The following is an 18,624-nucleotide window of genomic DNA, read 5'->3' as shown; positions in this document are numbered from 1 at the left end:
GACAACTGCCAAATTAGCTGCTCAAACCCCATTTTTTTCCGGATTGACCCGAGATCGGCGTGAGTTTTGATGCTTGAACCGATCTCCTAACTCGTCTTAGAGTGAAGGGGAAGATCGAATGGGTCAGTGCGATCGCGATCGCGCGATCGATATGAAGCAAAACACCGGATCTAATTGCATTAGATCGCCGAAAGCGCCTATCACCATCACTCGTTCTTAGAGATTTCCATCACAGAAACTTGCTGCGAAATCAACGATATTGAGAGTGTGGAAAGGTTTTGAGAGCGTCGAAGAGAAATCGTTGAGAGAGTTGCCATGTTACCTAAACCCAGTTTCGACGATCGCGAGTTAGCTGAATCGTTTTACGAAGCGTTAGTCAATCGCTTCTGCGAATCCTTTGAAGACTCCCTACAAGAGTTGCTGTGTGAATGCAGCTTTGGTGTGGCTCCCAGCGCGGATGGCGATCGAACCTTCTTTATCGTGACGCCCAATCTCGAATTAGCCGATCGCCTCACCGATCGCATTGACAAAATCATCGATCGGGTATCCGAACTGATGCCGGGGATCGATCAAACCGCAGTTTGTGTAATGCCGCCGCAATCGGAAAATAAGTTATCTTCGTCTCGCCGTCGCAAGTCCGGATTGGCCCCTCAGTTCATGATGGCCAAATTGTTTAGCAACCCGTCCGAACACCGTTCCGAATTGAATTAAAGCGATCGCGCGTCAGCATCGGGAGGGGATCGGATAGTTTTTACAAACTTCGTGGGTCGCTCCTCACCTCACCGATCTGAAGTTTGCCGACCTCATGACTTCCATTGCGCGCGTCGCGGTGGAAGTTGTCGATCGAAAAAATATTTTTTGGATTTTTTATACTTTAGTCAAAATATATAAACTCCCCCGGCTTCCCCGTCCGATTCGTAAGTCTTCGGCGAGATAGGTGGTATCGAGTCAGTTATAGCGATTGCCACGGTCGATCCCCACCGAGATCGTGCCGAACTCGTTCCCCGCTTCGATTTTCTCGATGAATTGCGCCGGATTTTGATGGCCGATCGCCGTTTGCAAGCCGACAATCCAGCGCTCGAACGTTACCTGAACTCGCAAGTTTGAAACGGGCTTGAAGCGAGCGCTAACGCTGACGATGCTATCGAGGTAGGGGAGTCCGTGCAGTTCGACGAAATTAACTAAGTGCGATGTCTGCGGGGGAATCGATGGGTAGATTTGTCTCAAACGGACGAACGGCGGGCGATCGAGGTCGAGCAGATCTCTACTGGTCGTATCAAGAACCCACCAATATCCGGCGAGTAAATCGGTCGCTGCCGTCGGCGTTGGGGTCGGATTGTGGTTTTCCAAATCGGCGATCGCCGCTTGGATTTCGCGCCGATCGCGATCGCTGGCGAGCAATCCGCGATGTTTTCCGGCGATCGCCGCTAAGAGCTTGACTTCTGAAGTCGTCAGGTACCTTCGGGACCGGGTGTCCTAGGAAGGTCGATCTTATTTTATTGAGCGTTTGGATTTTTGGGTTTGAATTTGTCCCGTTGCATTTTTCGCTTTCCAATTTTAGAAATCCCACTTTCCAGTTCGTTCGGATTGCAAAACGACGATCGACGATCGCCTCACCCCCGCCATCGTGTGGGAGTAGAGGGGGGAGATCCCGCGCGATCGCGCCCTCGCGAAATTCGATTTTTTGCGAAAACCTTGCCTTTTAAAAACCGCTCTGGAGGGGCGATCGCCCTGCCTCGGAACCCTCGGAAAATACGGAGGTTACCCCACCGCTACACCTCCGCAATTTTGAGGAACCGATCCCACCATTCGAGCGGCGAAAATCTCATCGTATCGGACAAATTGACGCCATCGCAAGCCTTTCCAACTCAGTTCCCACCCATTTTGACCTCAGCACAATTACGGAAGCTCCAAAATGCCAAACACTAGTGTTTTTCACGATGACGGACTTCTGCCTTCTTGGCCATAATTGGAACTGAAAGATAAACAGGCTGGCACATCTTTATCAAACACCCTGATCCTCTCCCCTGGACAGGGTTTTTTGTTGGCTAATTTTTCACCAGCGATTTCGGCTGCCGAGGAGAATCGCCCCGCCCCCCACGCGCCCTCCATACCCCTTCGAGATCGTGGATAGCCTCGAAAACCACGTAACGGTAAAGAAAATGAGAGAATGAGGGTTAACAACAGGGTTTAAATTTCTACCTAAATTTTCTTAAACTTACTCACTTTTTATGCTACAATAAAAGTTTGAGTAATTTCAAAAAGACTGAAGCCGCAAAAATCGCGGATTTTACCATCTCCATTGTTTTCTGCTAGTCTTTATGGTAGCTGAACTTAGCCGAACAAAAAGAGGGTTGAGGAGTTAAAAAAGTCATTGAAAGGCTTTAAGACCAAGCTAGACTTAAATAACCGACAGCGAACGCTGATGGCGAAACACGCAGGAGTAGCTCGACACGCTTGGAATTGGGGACTGGCTACCTGTAAGGAAACATTAGAAGCCGGAGGTAAACTCCCGAGTACTATAGACTTACACAAAAGATTAGTCGCCGAGGTAAAAACTCAGAATCCTTGGTACTATGAAGTCTCCAAATGTAGCCCTCAAGAAGCGTTGCGTCACCTCAATAAAGCGTTTAAGCGAGTTGGGCAAGTCAAAGGAACAGGTTTCCCAAAGTTTAAGAAAAAGAATGTCAAAGATACTTTTTACCTGGAAGGAAGCATTAAAATTTCCGGCGATCGGGTGAAGCTACCTCGGATTGGTTGGGTAAAAAGCCACGAACAGCTACCGCCAGTCAATCCTAAAAACGTCACCATAAGTAAACGAGCAGGGGACTGGTATATTGCCTTCAAAATTGATTTTGAACCCCAGGTCACACCAAAAATAAAAGAGCGGATTGGGGTAGATGTAGGAATTAAAAGGCCACCCTGAGCGATGGTAAAATCTATCCCAATCCGAAAGCTTATCGCCAGGCCAAGAAAAAACTAGCCAAACTCCAGAAAGAACTAAGCCGCCGTCAAAAAGGAGGTAAAAACCGAGAAAAAACGCAACTCAAGTTAGCTAAGGCCCACCGACGCATCGCCGATATGAGAGCCGACCATTTACACAAGTTAACAACTTACTTAGCCAAAAACCACGGCGAAGTGAAAAGTGAAAAGGGGAAAGTGAAAAGTGAAAAGTGAAAAGTGAAAAGGAGAAAGTGAAAAGGGGAAAGGGGAAAGTCAAAAGTGAAAAGGGGAAAGTGAAAATCGAAGACTTAAATGTGTCAGGGATGCTCAAAAATCACAAGCTGGCTGGTGCGATTGCGGATGGTGGGTTTTATGAGTTCCGTCGTCAACTTGAGTATAAATGCGAGTGGTATGGGAGCAAATTAACATTTATTGACCCGTGGTATCCCAGTTCGCAGATCTGTTCTAACTGCGGACACCAACAAAAAATGCCCCTGGACAAAAGACAGTATGATTGTCCGAGCTGTCACGTCTCCATAGATCGTGACTTAAATGCGTCAATTAATTTGGAAAACGCGGAGAGCTCAGCCGTGTAAGCCTAGTGATGGAAAGGTCTCGGAAGATCCAAGCTAGGAACTAAACATCAAATGATTAAGTTTGAGTAAGTTTTAGAGAGCGGAAGCTTTGAATAATTCTTGACAGCCACACCCATGCCTCTTGTCCTGCTTACCTCGATCGGTTTTATCTCTTGGTTGATTAGCACCTTGGCGGGCGGTGGCAGTCCCCTTCTCTTGATTCCCCTCGTCAACTTTCTGATCGGTTCTGCCGGGGTCGCCCCAGTCATTACCACGGGGATGTTGTTGGGAAATTCCCAGCGCATCTTTCTCTTTTGGCGATCGGTCAACTGGAAAGTCACCCTCTGGTATCTCCCCGGCGGAATGGTCGGTGCGGTTTTAGGGGCTTATGCCTTTACCCAACTGCATCTCGAATGGCTCGAACTCCTCGTCGGTTTGTCGATCGTCCTTCTGGTGATCGGCTTCGCTTTGCGAAAACAAGAAACCACCTGGAGCGCCAAAGCGTGGTATTTTCTGCCTGCGGGATTTGTTTATGCCTTACTTTCCGGCTTAATTGGCAGTAGCGGGCCGATTCTCAATCCCCTCTATCTCAATTACGGCTTAGTAAAAGAAGAAATGATCGCCACCAAAGCCACCAATGTAGTCGTCATTCACGTGGTGAAAATGTTAACTTATGCCGCCTTTGGGGCGCTGACCCCACAGTACCTCGGTTATGGATTGGCGATCGGATTGGTCGCAGCTCCGGCGAATTTAGTCGGTAAATATTTACTGGGTTATCTCAACGCCCAACAATTCCGCCAGATTGTTTTGGCGGTGATGGGAATTAGTGGGGCGTTGATGATGTGGACCCAACGAGGATTGGTGGGGTTTTAGAGAGGAAAAATCGTGGCCCAAAACGGGTGTTAAGAGAGTTTAAAGGCCAAATTCTTCGCCGAGAGCGGGCGATCGCCTAGGATCGCCTACACGATCGCGTGTTCTGAAGGACTGTTGCCATTACTGGCTTCTTTGAGCAATTCCAGGGAGTTTTTAAAGGTAACCGATTGCTGCGGCGTTCCGATCGCAATGCCTTCGCGATCGAAGCGCGTTTTAATCCGACGGCGAAACTCCCGACCCACACTCCAATGTTGCAAGGGTTTGGTTTTAATCCACGTCCGAATTAAAATCCCCGCATGGTCGATTTCATCGATGCCGAGCACTTCCGGAACGTCGATAATTTTTTCCCGCCATTCCGGTTCGCTATAAATTTCCACCGAGAGTTCTCGAAGGACGGCAAGGGCGCGATCGACATCGGTATGATAGGCCACGTCGATCGTGCAATCCACCCTCGCCCACTCTTTAGAAAGATTTTGAACCACGGAAATCGTACTATTCGGAAGGGTGATCAAGCGACCTTCTCCATTGCGCAGTTGGGTGATTCTCAGGTTCATATTTTCGACCAAGCCGCCGACATCGCCGACGATAATCACATCGCCGACGGCGTATTGATCTTCTAAGAGAATTAAGAAGCCGTTAATCGCATCTTTGATCAAACTTTGGGACGCTAACGAAATGCCCAAACCGATAATCCCGGCCCCAGCCAAGATCGGGGCGAGATTGAGACCGATCGCCGAGAGGATCGCCAAGGTGCCGACACTGACAAATCCGGCAAAACTGATACTTTTAAAGACGGCGGAAAAGGTCGAGAACCGCAAGGCCAAACGCCGGGATTCGTCTGCATCGAGAAAGTCTTCGTCCTGTAAGGCACTAAAAAAGCGATCGATGCCCACGTAAGTGAGGCGAATGCCCGCATAAGAACTAAAGACAATTCCGACAATTTTAAGCGGAAGGGGCAACCAGGACAGGACGAGGGGTTGCAACCAACGAGTGTAAGGAAATAGACCGACGATCGCGTAACTGCCGCCCCCCCAAACGCCGACCTGTCCGATTTGAATCAGTCGTTGTTTGAGGTCGTTGATGTTGCGTTGTTCGCGCTGATTCATCTTGTGCTGCAACTCGCCGATCGATTCCGATTCGTGCCGTCGGTCGAGGGAGTCGGACTCGACGGGATTAGTCGGGGTAGACTCGGATAAATCGATTTCGGAACTGGATTCGGAGGGGGGAGGGGTCGGTTGGTTGGCGATTTTTTGGCGTTGCGCTTCGAGTTTTTGTCGTTCGTGAGCGAGGGTAAAACTGCCTAAAACCATTACCAGGGCGATCGCCGCCGCCAGGGAAAGTTGTTCTTTGAGGTGTTGGGGTTGGCGTTCCTCAATTGCTCGGTCGAGTTGCCGCTCGATCCGTTGACTCCATTCGTCGGCGAGCAGTTGAGGATCGGCACTAAAGCGATTGAGGCGCGCATCCGTACTGGTGACGGTCATCAGGTAAATGGCAGGTTCGTTGCAGACGCGATCGCTATTACCATCGGGTGCAAGGCAAATCACGGTTTCGCCATTGAGAACCGCATTGTAAACCGAGAGTTTTTCCGGCTCGAAGCCGTTGCGAACGATTTCTTTGAGGCGGGTTTCGATTTCGCGAACCCGTTCGCTATCGTTGGTGGCGATGTCGAATAATTTGCGACCGTCGAGATAAACCGGGGTTTGGGGGATTTGTTCTTCCCCGCCAATAAACGGCAAAAAACCGTTGCCAGAGTTTTGGGTCTCTTGGGAAGGGGTTTCTGAGGGGGAAGCGTCTGCCTCGGCGCCTTGCTTATCCGACGCCGACTCCCCAGACTCCCCCGATCCATTGTCGTTCGAGGTGGGTTTTTGCGCTTCCGGGAGTTGGGAGGGGATGAAAGTAGGCGTCTGACCCGAGACGGGGACTGTAGAGAGGCTGTAAAGGGTCACCGCCTGAAGCGCGATCGCTCCACCCCAACGCAGGAGCGATCGGAGGGACAATGGGTGGGTCGTGCAGTTGAACCGCGTCTGCTGGATGGTCATTGGGGTTGTCGGATGCTTGCTCAAATCCATAGTGAAGCAGATGCCCTTGAGCGTTACAAAAGTTTACTCTAACAGACGATTGGAGTCGGTCTGTGTTTCGCCGTCCGTCTTTCCGATACACTCAGGGGAGGAAGTACCCTCGCACCGCATTTTTTTGTAGACCTTCGACCGACTCCGCAGGGATCGTGAGATGGCGGATAGTTAAAATTTAGCTTCATGAGTACGAATCAGGACGCCCAGAATTTCGATCGCCAGATGATGCAACGTTGTCTGGAACTTGCTCGCCGAGCCTTGGGACAGACAGCTCCGAATCCTTTGGTAGGTTGTGTCATCGTTCGCGACGGGGAGATTGTCGGCGAAGGATTTCATCCCCGTGCGGGGGAACCCCATGCGGAAGTGTTTGCCTTGCGCGATGCGGGCGATCGCGCCCGAGGGGCAACGGTTTATGTTAGTTTGGAGCCTTGCAACCATTACGGACGCACCCCACCGTGTAGCGAAGCGCTGATCGCGGCGGGGGTGGCGAAGGTGGTCGTCGGTTTTGTCGATCCGGACGCGCGGGTCTCCGGTGGCGGGATCGATCGCCTCCGGTCGGCGGGGATCGAAGTGGTGGTCGGCGTCGAAGAAGAAGACTGCCGCCAAGTTAACGAAGCGTTTATTTACCGATCGCTCCACCAACGTCCCTTTGGGATTTTGAAATATGCCATGACCTTAGATGGCAAAATTGCCACCACGACAGGTCACAGCAGTTGGGTCACCAGCGAAGCCGCTCGCCGGGAAGTCCATTTGTTGCGCTCGGCGTGCGATGCGGTGATCGTCGGCGGCAATACGGTCCGTCAAGATAATCCCCACTTGACCAGCCATCGTGCAGGGAGCCACAACCCCTTGCGGGTGGTGATGAGTCGTTCCCTGGAGTTACCGGAACGAGCGCGCTTGTGGGATGTTGACGAAGCTCGGACCTTGGTGCTGACCGAAGCGGGGAGCCATCCGGAAGTGCAGAAACGACTATTGAATAGAGGGGTTGAAGTCGTCGAACTCGACCCACTGACTCCGGCGAAAGCAATGGAGTATTTTTACGAGCGTCAGTTTCTCTCGGTGTTGTGGGAATGCGGCGGCACCCTGGGCGCTCGGGCGATCGCCGATGGCGCCGTCCAGAAAATTTTGGCGTTTATCGCGCCGAAAATCATCGGCGGTCGTTTGGCGCCTTCTCCGGTCGGGGATTTAGGATTGACTCAGATGGATCGGGCGCTGACTTTAGAACGGGTGCAATGGCGCAGTGTCGGTTCCGATTGCGTCGTGGAAGGGTATTTAAACCCCTAAACACGGGATTTTGACAGTTTTGGGAGCGATCGCCCCAGATTGGCGATCGATGAATTAGCTCAGTTAAATAACTATGCTCGAAATTGTAGTGTGGAGTGTTTTTGTGGGCAGTTTGGGAATTGAGGCACTGGTGGCTGGCGGATGGTTGCGCTGGAGACATTTGGCGATCGCACGAACACATCAAGAGGAAGAAGAAATGTTTGATGCTTATTCCGGTAATGGTCAACTCCCGGCCATTGACACGCCTCCCACTTCCTTTCTCCCCACCGGAAACCTAGAACAACGAAATTCCTCCGATGGCGAGTCGATCCGTCACGATCCGTTACCGGAACTGCGATCGCCCTCTCCCCAAGACCCCCCTTTAGGAGAGTGGGAATATAAAATCGTGCGCGCCAATTTCGACCTATTCCGCAATCCCGACGTTTTCCACCAATTGTGTGAAGAAGAAAGTCAAGCCGGATGGGTATTACTCGAAAAACTCGACGATCGCCGCGTTCGCTTCAAACGAGCCCTCGTCTGGCGAAAAATGCTCAAAGAAGACGGTTTACCTTTCGATCCCTATCGCGTCCACTACGGTCCGTCCATGGGTACGATCCATTTACTCGGGGGAATCGCCGCACTCACCCTGATGATTCTACCCGCTTATCTCGGCTACATTTTAGTTGCTAACACCCTCAACAAACACGCCCCCCAAATCGCCCCACCCGCCCCGACGGTCGATTTATCTTCGCCGGAACCGCCGATGATTCCCTAGGAGAGAGGGTCGGGAGTCGGGAATGGGGAGTTGCTGGCTGTTCGCGATCGTCTGATTCACAAGGTATAGCATCCCTCCATCACTTGAGTCAGGGGTGCCCACCTGAAACCCCTGGAGTGGGAGCATCCTTCGGCTGTGCTCGGGAACTCTGGCTCCCTAGTTGATTTAAAAATCATTTAGGATGGCTATAAGCTGTTTCTCTTTTAAAATGCATGGTCGTCGGCAAATTTCAGTAGGGTGGGGAACGACCACCCTACTACTACTTTATCTAACAGCTTATTCCCGATTCCCGACTCCCTACTCCCCATTTCCCTCTTGTTCCACCACCATTTTCGGTAACCGCATCGTAAACGTAGAACCGACATTCGCTTCACTTTCGACGATAATTTCGCCGCCCATCAATTCGCAAAAACGCTGGCTGATCGCCAATCCCAAACCCGTTCCGCCATATTTGCGAGTCGTGGAGTTATCCGCTTGAGTAAAGGCTTCAAAAATATGTTCTTGTTGCTCTAGGGTCATGCCAATTCCCGTATCGCTGACACTAAAGAACAGCAAAGTCTCGCTTGGGTCTGCTTCGGCACGGTCCGGCGGGCTATCTTGACGCACGTTGACCACGATCGACCCTTTTTCGGTGAAATTAGCCGCATTACTGAGTAAATTGAGTAAGATTTGTTTGACTTTGGTGCGATCGGCGTACATCGAGTCCAAATCGCGGGCGAGGTGAATGGAAAGGGTGTTATTTTTTTTCTGAACTAAAGGCTCGACCGTGGTTCGGACTTCGGCGATCAGGGTGGCGATATCGAAGTTTTCCAGATACAGGGTCATCTGTCCGGCTTCGAGTTTGGAAATATCGAGAACGTCGCTGATGATCGAGAGTAAATGTAATCCGGCTTGTCTAATTTTTTGTAAGTCCGGGAGTAAGTCCTCGTAGCCTAAATCTTCGACTTCTTCGCGCAAGAGGTCGCTGTAACCGAGAATGGCATTGAGGGGGGTTCGCAATTCGTGGCTCATGTTGGCTAAAAAGACGCTTTTAGCGTGGTTGGCAGCTTCGGCGGCTTCTTTGGCTTGTTCTAGCTCGAATTGGGCGAGCTTGCCTTCGGTGACATCGCGCACGATCGCCAGCACTTCGTTTTCGCCACTGACGACGAAGCGAGCCTCAAAATGGCGGCGTTTGTTATTAATAAACCATTCGTACTCGAAAACTTGAATTTCGCGGGTTTGTAGGGTGCGCTCGACGTATTTTAGATAGAGTTTGGCGAGTTGGGCGGGTAAAACGTCGGAAACGGTTTTACGTAAAAGTTCTCCGGCAGGTCGCAGGATCGTATCGCCGCGACCGCCTTTAAAATCGACGAAGGTGCCGTCGTGGCTGAACTCGAACATTAAGTCGGGAATGGCGTTGAGGAGGGCGATATTTTTGGCTTCGCTTTGGTGCAACGCTTCGGCCCTTTGGGCCATACTCTCGATCAGGTCGCGCAATTCTTCCGCCATGCGGTTGAAGGAATTGGCGAGGACGCCAAGTTCGTCGCGACTGTTGACGGTAATGTGACGGGTGAGGTCGCCTTCGGCAAATTCTTCGGTGGCGGCGGTGATTTCTTGTAACGGTCCGATAATCGATCGCCCGAGGAGGACGGCGATCGCGGCGCCGATGCTAGCGGCGATCGCGGCGACGAGTAACCCTTGATTGCGAACGGTCACCATTTTGAGGTGAAGCGGTTCCGTAGACAAGCCAATGCTGACGGCGCCAATGGGCTGACCGTCAGCGAGAACGGCTTTTCCGGCGATCAGGCGATCGGCGTACCATTCGTAAACGACTTTGTCGCTGTCGATCAGTTTTTGGCCGAAGGGATCCACTTGGGGATCGGACAAGAGTAATTGGTTTTCGTAAATATCGGCGATCGCCCGTCCGTCTTGTCGATAAATCCGTCCCGACACTAACAGTCCGTCTTCTCCGAGGCGATCGGCGATCTTGGCGATCGCCTGACTGTTGAGGGGATTGAGAACGTCGGAAGTAGCCAGATCCAATGCTTCAACCCAAATCGCCGCTTGTTGTTGCAATTCTTGGCGAAAGGATTGTTGTTGGCGGCGCAGGGATAGCCAGGTGACGCTACCGACAGCAACAATGACCACACTCGTCATCGCTAGGGTCAATTTGGTGGCAAGGGAGCCTTGTCTCCAGCTAAATATGCCCATGAATCGCTTCTTCTCTACCTGCTTTACAAGTGGTTCGATCGCCGGAAAAGGCGGACGTTTGAAACGGCAAACCGCTATCGTGCTGTACGGGCGCACCCACTATTCGGTCAATTCCATTCCATTTTAGGCGGTCGATTTCGGCGGGTCATCAAGGGGGGAGATCGAATCGATCGATCCGACGATCGCTTTAGCGTCGCTTTGTCCGTAGTGTACCTTAGCGTTACCCCTGTAGATCTTCGATCGCTCGAGCCTCAATCCTTTTTGAAATCGTACTTTTCTCAAAACGCCCACCCGATCTTAACCGACCCTATGGAGGGGCGATCTCCATAAAAAAACGCCGTGGATCGGGCAAAGTTCCATCGGCGTTTTCCCTATCTTGCGGGTAAAATTTACTCGAATTCAGAAGTACGACCGCTCATGTCCGGTTCGAGATCGGGCAAAATTTCAATATTTCCCGGTTCTAACTGTTGCAATTGTCGGTTACGAAATTGGGCAGCCGCATCGTCAATATTTTGCTCCGTTCCCAAGCGAAATTCATCCATCGATCGCCCGCCGCCGAGTTTGGCCCGGTGAATCAACTCGAACATATCCACCCGGGTATCCGCCTCCCCACTGGTTCCTTCAAACGGATCCCGTCCGTCTTCGAGTTCTAAGGAGTTACTTTGCACGGGTTCGACATCCGCCTCCGGTTCGGCGATCGCCCGTTGTCCCAATCCCCCGGAAATTACGGCGATCGCCGCCAGGGTTGACAAAGCCAAAGGGGAAAATCTACGAACAAAGATCATCGGTTGGTTCCTCTTGCGATTTGCGATAAACGTCTGCGGTTGCCAAGAACAACGCTGTATGCTAAAGACGATTCTACTCAAGCAAAGGTTCTTCTGAGAAGGGGCTGAATGCTGGCGAGCAATACCGTCGCGAACGCCGCCAATACGAGCAAGGCACCCCCAAAACTAACATCCCCCCAGGGCGCGTGCATGACCACACTGCCCAAATTCCAATCGGGATGCAAGTACAAATAACGAATCGGCTCGATCGCGTAACTCAACGGATTGAGCGTCGCTACGATTTGCAACCATTTTGGCATAAAAGATAAGGGAGCCAGGGCCGTGCTCGCAAACAATAACGGCAAATTCGTCACGAAAATCACCGCAATCAATTCCACGTGACCCGGTAACGCAAACGCCAGCCCCAAACTCAATCCGGTCACCCCGAGAACGAGTAAGAAAATAATCAGGGCGATCGCCGCTAACCCAAGTCCTCCCGGCAATCCAGCGCCCATCAGCGCCCCGGCGGTCAAAATAATTCCCGTTTGCAGAAAACTGAGAATGACAATGTAAACCGCCGACGCCACCACGATCGAAAAGCGCGTCGATAAGGGGGCGACTAAAAAGCGATTGAGAAAGCCGAATTCGCGATCGAACATCACGGGTAACCCGGCGTTGAGCGCCCCGGCAAATGCCGTAAATACGATCACTCCCGCTCCTAAAAATTGCAGGTAATTTAAACTTTCTCCAAATAACCCTTTCGGTGCATTTTGAAACAGCGCCCCGAACAAAATCAACCACATCAACGGTTGAATGATTCCAGCAATTAATGTGGAAGGACGGCGCTGTAATTGGACAAATAACCGTTTGGTCAATGCCGTCGTTTCTTGCAAGAATTCGGCGATCGCATTTCCGGTTTCTGGCACGCGCTGAGTCGTCATTTTCTTTTCCCTTTCTGGAGAATCGATAGTTTGGCTCATCAGAATGTTGATAAATCAGTTGACGCGGGGAGTGACAACGGGGAAATCGAAACGGGAAATACGGGAGTCAGATATCAGATCTAAAATTCTAAATTCTAAAATCTCAACTCTAAAATCTCCACTCCCCATTCCCTCAATTTAAACTCTAAACTCTCAACCCTCAACTCTCTTTTAACGCATATTTTGTTTGCGTTCCTGTTTCGGATCGCGGGTTCCGGCGGTGGCTAACTCCGCATCGAGTAAAGTTTGACCCGTTGCGGCTAAATAAACATCGTCGAGACTGGGACGCGATTGAGCGATGCCAAAGGTCGGCAATCCCGCATCGCGTAAGGCTTGTTGGATCGAGATCAGTGCTTCGCTTTGCGGTTCGACCACCAGATTTAACGAGTTCCCTTGGGCGTGGTTGATAATCACTTCGCGCACGAAAGGTAAGGGTTCGAGTAAAGATTTTACTTTTTCGGCTTCGTCGAGGGGGGAAAACTCGCGAACGCGCAAGGTGACCCGATCGCCTCCCACCCGATCTTTGAGTTGCGATGGGGTTCCCGTATCGATGACGACGCCGCGATCGATAATGGCGACGCGATCGGCTAAAGCGTCGATTTCTTCTAAATAATGACTGGTCAGTAACACTGTCGTCCCGCGATCGCGCAATTGCCGCAAAAAGGCCCAGACCGCCATCCGGCTTTCAATATCTAATCCCACGGTGGGTTCGTCGAGAACCAATACGTCCGGTTCGTGCAGCAATCCCGCCGCCAAATCCAAGCGCTTGCGCAATCCGCCGGAATATTTCCCGGTTTGACGGTCGGCCCATTCTTCTAAACCGAGCAAACTCAACATCGTTTTGATGCGATCGCCGATCGCCGCCCGGGGAATATGGTAAAGCGCCGCTTGCAATTCCAGCAGTTCTCGACCCGTCAGCACTTTATCGAGGGCGACTTCCTGCGCTACGTAACCCAAACGCTGCCGCGCCGCCTTCGGATTGGCGACCACGTCGATTCCCGAGACTTGCAACTGTCCCGCATCCGGCGAGGTCAACGTACACAAACACCGGATCGTGGTTGTTTTTCCGGCACCGTTGGGGCCGAGCAATCCGAAAATTTCTCCGGGTTCGATGCGAAAAGAGATATCTTTAACCGCTTCGATATCGCGGTAGCGTTTCTGCAAATTTTCGACAATAACGGCAGGTGCCATAGGTTCTGTTAAGGTTCTTGATACAAAACTACATATTCGTTAAATATTATTTTAAGGCGATCGGGTTGGGCTGGCGGGCGATCGCCTCACGACGGTTTGCGTTCGAGTGAATTCTGTTCGACTGCAACCGAGGGGGTTTGGGGATCCACCTCCGAGATCCCGCTGAGGGGAAGGGTGACGATAAAGCGGGTACCGACACCCATTTCGCTTTCGACGGCGATCGTGCCGTAATGGGACTCGACGCAGCGCTTGACCATGCTCAATCCCAATCCGGTACCGGGGATATTGCCGACATTAGTAGCGCGATAGAACGGGTCGAAGAGGCGATCGCACTCTTCCGGAGGGATCCCGATGCCGCGATCGCTCAAATAAAAAATCGCCCGCTCGTCTTCACAGGCGATGTGAAACTCGACGGGCATTCCTTTTGGCGAATACTTGCAAGCATTAGCGAGTAAATTTGTAAAAATGTAGCGCAGTAATTTTTCATCCATACAAACTCGATCGCGATCGCCTTCAATTTCAAAAGAAATCGGATTGCGTCCTCCGTCGCTCAAATGCTGCTGTTCGATCAAATCCTGACAAACTTCTTCTAAATCGAGCGGTTTGGGATTAAACTCCAGTTTGGCTTCGTCGGACCCGCCAATCACGAGCAAATCCTCAATTAACTGATTCATATATTGGGCCGTCCGCCGAATTCGTAATAAATAACTGCGTTTTTTCTCCTCCGTCGCCCGATGACCGAAGGTTTCTAATAACTGCGTCGAATATAAAATGGTCGTCAGGGGATTGCGAAACTCGTGGGTGACCATCGAGGTAAAGCGGGATTTGAGTTCGCCGAGTTCTTGCTCTTGAATCGCGATTTTGTGCAGTTCGGCTTCGAGACGGCGACGCTCGCTCCGTTCGCCTTCTAACTGTTCGCCGAGCTGTTGCATCGTTTCGTAAATCGTCTGGGGGTCGAATCCTTGCAGCAACTGGCTTTGAGTCAGGACGCCGAGCAGTTCGCCGCGATCGCCCGTGACGGTTAAATGGCGGATGCGGTGCTGTTGCATCCGTTCGTGAGCCGACCACAAGGACTCGTCGGGATGGATCCCGATTAAAGGGGCGCTCATCACTCGGTCGGCTCGGGTGGAGCGTAAATCCCATTGGAGGTGTTGCAGGCGGAGGATATCCCGTTCGGTCACGATCCCGACGGGGAGGGGCCGCGCGGGGCGATCGAGGTGTTCGAGCCGATCGCAGATGACGACGTACTCCGTGGGGCGATCGGCCATGATCCGCGTCAGCTCCAGGATCGAGGTATTCGGCGGGGCGGTGGAAGGAGTTTCGGCGATCGCTTGCGCTACCGATCGCACTTTGAATAGATAGCACGGTTGCAAAATTTGGCGAATCGTTTCGAGGGCGATCGCCCCGAGAACGGTGCCGTCCTCTTCAACAACCGGGAGATAGCGAATCGGGCGATCGCGCATCAGCGCCAACACGCCGAACAGATCCCCCAACTGCGATCGGCGGACCGCCTCCACCGGAGCGCCCATCACTTGTGCTAAGGTCGTCCGTTGAAAATCGAGTCCTTTGGCACTCCAGCGCACCACATCTCGCTCGGTAAACATCCCCACGAGCTTCGACTCGGCGATCGCGATCGCGCACCCCCCCACTGCCGCTCCCCGTTCCGACCCTTCCGGGGACTCCAGCATCAGTCCGATGACATCGAGCAAGGGCATGTCCGGGGTCGCGAGGGGCAAAGTGGCAATCGCGTCATCTAAAGCTGGACTGTCAGCAGGCACAGTACGATCTAGGGGCATGGAACTTCAAGCACAAAGAGTATGGAGAGCTCGGTTAAGCGCGCGTCAATTCGAGCGCACGAGGGTCATGGCAACCCTCGTTTGTCTTTTAAAGATAAATGGAAACTTGGCGATCGAACCGTTCGTTTTTCACAAAATTCGTGCAGAAATTGCCGCAAATCTCCCCCAGATCTTACGATTACCAAGTCGGATCGACATACAAACTAATTGTGATTTCCGATTTTCCCGGGGGAACCCCGGAAATACACGCGCAAATCATTTCGCCGTCATCGACTTCGACTTCACAGGCATGACACGACCCCATCAAACATCCGGTGGGGATCGAAATGCCCGCGCGATCGGCCACTTCTAATAACGGTTCTCCCACTTGAGCTTCAACGGTAATATCATCCGGGACAAATCGAATTTTGACACTCACGATGGATTTTAGATTTTAGGTTTTAGGTTTTAGATGGAGGGAGTAGAGATTTTAGATTTTAGATGGCGGACTTATCCTCTCCTGTCCTCCCTGTTGTCTCTTGTCTTTCACCTACAATAGCGGCTTCAAATTTATATGAGACTGTACCACGTCCGCCAGTCGGTCTAACAAGCTTTCGCGTTGTTCTCGATAGTTGGGAATGCCCGTGGGTAAAGCTTTCAGCCCGCGCTGGTGCCGTAGGCGGTTCAACCAGGCGCGTCGCCACGGACCGTTATCGAAAATGCCGTGCAGGTAGGTTCCCCACACCGATTGTTCTTGGTCTACCATGCCCAAACTGGGATCGTCAAACAGGTTTTTGACGCCGTTGGAGGTGCCAAATTGGGAGCGACCTTGGTGGATTTCATAGCCGGAAACGGGCAAGCCTTCGTAAGGATATTGGGAGGTGACGAGCCGTTGGCGGGCGATTTTATGGGGGGTAATAATAGTTTTAACCGGGAGTAAATTTAAGCCTTCAAATCGTCCTTCTTGTCCTTCGACGCCTTCGGGATCGGCTAACATTTCGCCGAGCATTTGAAAGCCGCCACAAATGCCGAAAATGGTACCGCCTGCGGCGACGTAGTTTTGCAGTTGTTCCGCCATTCCGGTTTTTTTGAGCAGGAGTAAATCGGGGATGGTGGCTTTGGACCCGGGGACGATGACCGCATCGGGATAGTTTAAAGACTGTTTCGGGCTGACATATTCGACGGTGACGGTAGGTTCGGCTTCGAGGGGGTCGAAGTCGGTAAAGTTGGAAATACGCGGCAGGCGGATGACGGCAATGGTTAGATCGGTGCGTCCTTTGCGCGAGGGGCGATCGACTAAACTGAGGGAGTCTTCGGCGGGGAAGACTTCGTCGATCCAGGGAATGACGCCGAGGACGGGGATCCCGGTGCGTTTTTCGAGCCAGGTGATGCCGGAGTCCAACAGCGATCGCCGCCCGCGAAATTTGTTGATGACGACGCCGCGAATCAGTTCCCGTTCGTCGGGATCGAGGAGTTCGAGGGTCCCGACGACATGGGCGAAGGCGCCGCCGCGATCGATATCGACGACGAGGATCGTGGGGGCGTTGAGATGTTTCGCCACCCGCATGTTGGTGAGATCCCGGTGTTTGAGGTTGATTTCGGCGGGACTTCCGGCGCCTTCGCAAACGATTAAATCGAATTCTGCACTGAGTCGTTTGAGCGAATCCGCGATCGCCTGCCAGCCAATATCGATAAACTTCTCGTAGTAGTCTAGGGCGTTAATTCTCCCTTGGGCTTTGCCGTGGACGATGACTTGGGAGGTCATATCTCCCTGGGGTTTTAATAAAATCGGGTTCATGTCCACTTCTGGCGTCACTCCCGCCGCCCAAGCTTGCAAGGCTTGCGCGTAACCGATCTCGCCCCCTGTTGCCGTGACGTAGGCGTTCAAGGCCATATTTTGTCCCTTGAACGGGGCGACCCGCCATCCCCGACGGGAGAGAATGCGGCACAACGCCGTTGCAACGAGGGATTTTCCGGCGTGGGAGGTGGTTCCCACTACCATAATTGCTTTCATATCGGCAAGCCTGCGAGCGTATGAGTTCGATTGCGGTTAGAACGGTAGACGCAGCCAACGAGCGCCAGCATTATAGAGGCGATCGCGCCAACTGGGCGCCCCCCAATTCACCGCTTCTTCGTCCTGGCGATCGATCAGTTGCCGTCCGAGGGGGGTCAGACGAAAACTGTCGGTAATTCCCTGTCCGTCTACTTCCCGGCGCAACACGCCGACTTGAATGAGCCACATCAGGTCATTTTCGACCCGCAGTTCGGCGATCGCCCGTCGGGTATAGTTCTGTTGGTTCCCCGATTCCGAGGCGATCGCGCCGAGGGGAACGCTGTCAGTTTTCATCGCCTCGAACAGTACCCGGGTGAACGGAGAACACGCCAGCGCCCGTCTAGCCCGAGTAACGGTACGCGGCGGATACGTAATGGACTGAGCGGGTTGAGATTCGACAGCTTTCATTCTTGGCGTCAATTCTTGAGAAAGTTGAGAAAGTGGAGAATACGCGGACAGGCGATCGGGTCGGCCTTAACATTCTAGTAGTAACATACCAATCGGCGATCGCCTCCCCTCGCTCCCCCCACGTAACAAGTTTGTTAGGATTTGGATCGAGTTTCAAAAAGGAAAATTACGCATCTATGTCTTTATCAGTCGGAACCACCGCACCGGATTTCACCGCCAAAGACACCAACGGCAACACGGTCAACCTCTCTGACTTCAAGGGCAAAACCTTGATTTTGTACTTCTACCCCAAAGACGACACCCCCGGTTGCACGAAAGAAGCCCAAAGCTTCCGCGATGCGTACAACGAATATCAAAGCAAAGACATCGCGGTTCTCGGTGTCAGCATGGATGACGAAGAATCCCACAAAAAATTTACCGAGAAATATAATATTCCCTTCCCCTTGCTCGCCGACAGCGACGGTACCCTGACCAAAGCTTACGACGTCGAAGGGGGCGGCTACGCCAAACGGGTCACCTACGTCATCGACGGCGACGGCAAAATCACCCAAGTCTACGAAGGATCTAACCTCAAAACCGACACCCACGCCGCCGACATCCTCGCCGCCATGGCCTAATTGCTCCAGTCAAGTGAGCTAAATCTCTCTTAGTAGGGTGGGCAAAACTTGCCCACCCTACTTATCGCTCCCCGAACCCCTCAAAAGTTAACCAGATGACGCCCTTGCCAACCGATGAGGTAAGCTGTTTGCACTTGAACTCGGG

The 18,624-nt window shown here is 52.2% G+C and carries 15 protein-coding genes and 2 pseudogenes; 7 read left to right on the top strand and 10 right to left on the bottom strand.

Features of this window, described 5'->3' with window-relative positions; translation table 11 throughout:
- The first annotated feature begins 315 nt into the window (after positions 1-315).
- Positions 316-711 (top strand): hypothetical protein, encoded by a 396-nt coding sequence (locus JJD41_RS12725; RefSeq protein WP_200666424.1) that lies wholly within the window; start codon positions 316-318, stop codon positions 709-711.
- A gap of 156 nt (positions 712-867) precedes the next feature.
- On the opposite strand, the pseudogene JJD41_RS12720 reads toward JJD41_RS12725, so the two are convergent.
- Positions 868-1,455 (bottom strand): annotated as a pseudogene (locus JJD41_RS12720) (PAP/fibrillin family protein).
- A 970-nt stretch (positions 1,456-2,425) separates the two neighbouring features.
- On the opposite strand from JJD41_RS12720, the pseudogene JJD41_RS12715 reads away from it, so the two are divergent.
- Together JJD41_RS12715 and JJD41_RS12710 are read left to right on the top strand one after the other, a co-directional pair.
- Positions 2,426-3,539: pseudogene (locus JJD41_RS12715) on the top strand (RNA-guided endonuclease InsQ/TnpB family protein).
- 114 nt (positions 3,540-3,653) lie between these two features.
- Positions 3,654-4,391, top strand: a complete 738-nt coding sequence (locus tag JJD41_RS12710) for a sulfite exporter TauE/SafE family protein (RefSeq protein WP_200666422.1) — start codon at positions 3,654-3,656, stop codon at positions 4,389-4,391.
- A gap of 86 nt (positions 4,392-4,477) precedes the next feature.
- Here JJD41_RS12710 and JJD41_RS12705 read toward each other — a convergent pair whose 3' ends face one another.
- A complete protein-coding gene (locus JJD41_RS12705) occupies positions 4,478-6,430 on the bottom strand; it encodes a mechanosensitive ion channel family protein (protein ID WP_200666420.1) in 1,953 nt (650 codons plus the stop codon).
- Positions 6,431-6,646: 216 nt separating this feature from the next.
- Between JJD41_RS12705 and ribD the strand changes: the two genes are divergently transcribed.
- The gene (gene ribD / locus JJD41_RS12700; protein WP_200666418.1) at positions 6,647-7,747 is read left to right on the top strand and encodes a bifunctional diaminohydroxyphosphoribosylaminopyrimidine deaminase/5-amino-6-(5-phosphoribosylamino)uracil reductase RibD; all 1,101 of its coding nucleotides are present in this window, start codon (positions 6,647-6,649) and stop codon (positions 7,745-7,747) included.
- Positions 7,748-7,820: 73 nt separating this feature from the next.
- Entirely contained in the window at positions 7,821-8,501 is a 681-nt protein-coding gene (locus JJD41_RS12695) for a hypothetical protein (protein ID WP_200666415.1), read from the top strand.
- Positions 8,502-8,798: 297 nt separating this feature from the next.
- Here the strand turns inward: JJD41_RS12695 and JJD41_RS12690 are convergent, their stop codons facing one another.
- The gene (locus tag JJD41_RS12690; RefSeq protein ID WP_200666413.1) at positions 8,799-10,691 is read right to left on the bottom strand and encodes an ATP-binding protein; all 1,893 of its coding nucleotides are present in this window, start codon (positions 10,689-10,691) and stop codon (positions 8,799-8,801) included.
- Between JJD41_RS12690 and JJD41_RS25365 the strand changes: the two genes are divergently transcribed.
- Positions 10,690-10,818: a hypothetical protein gene (locus JJD41_RS25365; protein ID WP_255547284.1), complete on the top strand. Its 129-nt coding sequence runs from the start codon at positions 10,690-10,692 to the stop codon at positions 10,816-10,818. The genes JJD41_RS12690 and JJD41_RS25365 overlap by 2 nt on opposite strands.
- 262 nt (positions 10,819-11,080) lie before the next feature.
- Here the strand turns inward: JJD41_RS25365 and JJD41_RS12685 are convergent, their stop codons facing one another.
- The 7 genes from JJD41_RS12685 to JJD41_RS12655 form a co-directional block, all read right to left on the bottom strand.
- Complete coding sequence (locus JJD41_RS12685) at positions 11,081-11,449, bottom strand: hypothetical protein (protein WP_200666411.1); 369 nt, start codon at positions 11,447-11,449, stop codon at positions 11,081-11,083.
- A 104-nt stretch (positions 11,450-11,553) separates the two neighbouring features.
- The gene (locus JJD41_RS12680) at positions 11,554-12,396 is read right to left on the bottom strand and encodes an ABC transporter permease (protein ID WP_234488615.1); all 843 of its coding nucleotides are present in this window, start codon (positions 12,394-12,396) and stop codon (positions 11,554-11,556) included.
- Between the two features lie 210 nt (positions 12,397-12,606).
- A complete protein-coding gene (locus JJD41_RS12675) occupies positions 12,607-13,626 on the bottom strand; it encodes an ABC transporter ATP-binding protein (protein ID WP_200666406.1) in 1,020 nt (339 codons plus the stop codon).
- An 86-nt stretch (positions 13,627-13,712) separates the two neighbouring features.
- Positions 13,713-15,404 (bottom strand): CBS domain-containing protein, encoded by a 1,692-nt coding sequence (locus tag JJD41_RS12670; protein ID WP_370583804.1) that lies wholly within the window; start codon positions 15,402-15,404, stop codon positions 13,713-13,715.
- 196 nt (positions 15,405-15,600) lie between these two features.
- Positions 15,601-15,840 carry a 2Fe-2S iron-sulfur cluster-binding protein gene (locus JJD41_RS12665; RefSeq protein WP_200666402.1) on the bottom strand — a complete coding sequence of 80 codons (240 nt, stop codon included), beginning with the start codon at positions 15,838-15,840 and terminating at the stop codon, positions 15,601-15,603.
- A gap of 111 nt (positions 15,841-15,951) precedes the next feature.
- Positions 15,952-17,415: a cobyric acid synthase CobQ gene (gene cobQ / locus JJD41_RS12660; RefSeq protein ID WP_200666400.1), complete on the bottom strand. Its 1,464-nt coding sequence runs from the start codon at positions 17,413-17,415 to the stop codon at positions 15,952-15,954.
- 36 nt (positions 17,416-17,451) lie between these two features.
- Positions 17,452-17,862 (bottom strand): Npun_F0494 family protein, encoded by a 411-nt coding sequence (locus tag JJD41_RS12655; RefSeq protein WP_200666398.1) that lies wholly within the window; start codon positions 17,860-17,862, stop codon positions 17,452-17,454.
- Positions 17,863-18,038: 176 nt separating this feature from the next.
- On the opposite strand from JJD41_RS12655, the gene JJD41_RS12650 reads away from it, so the two are divergent.
- Entirely contained in the window at positions 18,039-18,479 is a 441-nt protein-coding gene (locus JJD41_RS12650) for a peroxiredoxin (RefSeq protein WP_200666396.1), read from the top strand.
- Positions 18,480-18,624 lie beyond the last annotated feature (145 nt).

Origin of the sequence: Oxynema mangrovii CENA135 (assembly GCF_016632315.1) — a bacterium.
Classification (GTDB): domain Bacteria; phylum Cyanobacteriota; class Cyanobacteriia; order Cyanobacteriales; family Laspinemataceae; genus Oxynema; species Oxynema aestuarii.
The sequence above is the reverse complement of the archived record's forward strand: the minus strand, read 5'-3'. Positions and strand labels throughout refer to the sequence as shown.

What these genes read in the sequence shown, in the direction of transcription:
- cobQ (WP_200666400.1), bottom strand. Translation starts at nt 17,415, where the DNA reads ATGAAAGCAATTATGGTAGTGGGAACCACCTCCCACGCCGGAAAATCC.
- JJD41_RS12710 (WP_200666422.1), top strand. Translation starts at nt 3,654, where the DNA reads ATGCCTCTTGTCCTGCTTACCTCGATCGGTTTTATCTCTTGGTTGATT.
- JJD41_RS12675 (WP_200666406.1), bottom strand. Translation starts at nt 13,626, where the DNA reads ATGGCACCTGCCGTTATTGTCGAAAATTTGCAGAAACGCTACCGCGAT.
- JJD41_RS12695 (WP_200666415.1), top strand. Translation starts at nt 7,821, where the DNA reads ATGCTCGAAATTGTAGTGTGGAGTGTTTTTGTGGGCAGTTTGGGAATT.
- JJD41_RS12680 (WP_234488615.1), bottom strand. Translation starts at nt 12,396, where the DNA reads ATGACGACTCAGCGCGTGCCAGAAACCGGAAATGCGATCGCCGAATTC.
- JJD41_RS12705 (WP_200666420.1), bottom strand. Translation starts at nt 6,430, where the DNA reads ATGACCATCCAGCAGACGCGGTTCAACTGCACGACCCACCCATTGTCC.
- JJD41_RS12650 (WP_200666396.1), top strand. Translation starts at nt 18,039, where the DNA reads ATGTCTTTATCAGTCGGAACCACCGCACCGGATTTCACCGCCAAAGAC.
- JJD41_RS25365 (WP_255547284.1), top strand. Translation starts at nt 10,690, where the DNA reads ATGAATCGCTTCTTCTCTACCTGCTTTACAAGTGGTTCGATCGCCGGA.
- ribD (WP_200666418.1), top strand. Translation starts at nt 6,647, where the DNA reads ATGAGTACGAATCAGGACGCCCAGAATTTCGATCGCCAGATGATGCAA.
- JJD41_RS12655 (WP_200666398.1), bottom strand. Translation starts at nt 17,862, where the DNA reads ATGAAAGCTGTCGAATCTCAACCCGCTCAGTCCATTACGTATCCGCCG.
- JJD41_RS12725 (WP_200666424.1), top strand. Translation starts at nt 316, where the DNA reads ATGTTACCTAAACCCAGTTTCGACGATCGCGAGTTAGCTGAATCGTTT.
- JJD41_RS12690 (WP_200666413.1), bottom strand. Translation starts at nt 10,691, where the DNA reads ATGGGCATATTTAGCTGGAGACAAGGCTCCCTTGCCACCAAATTGACC.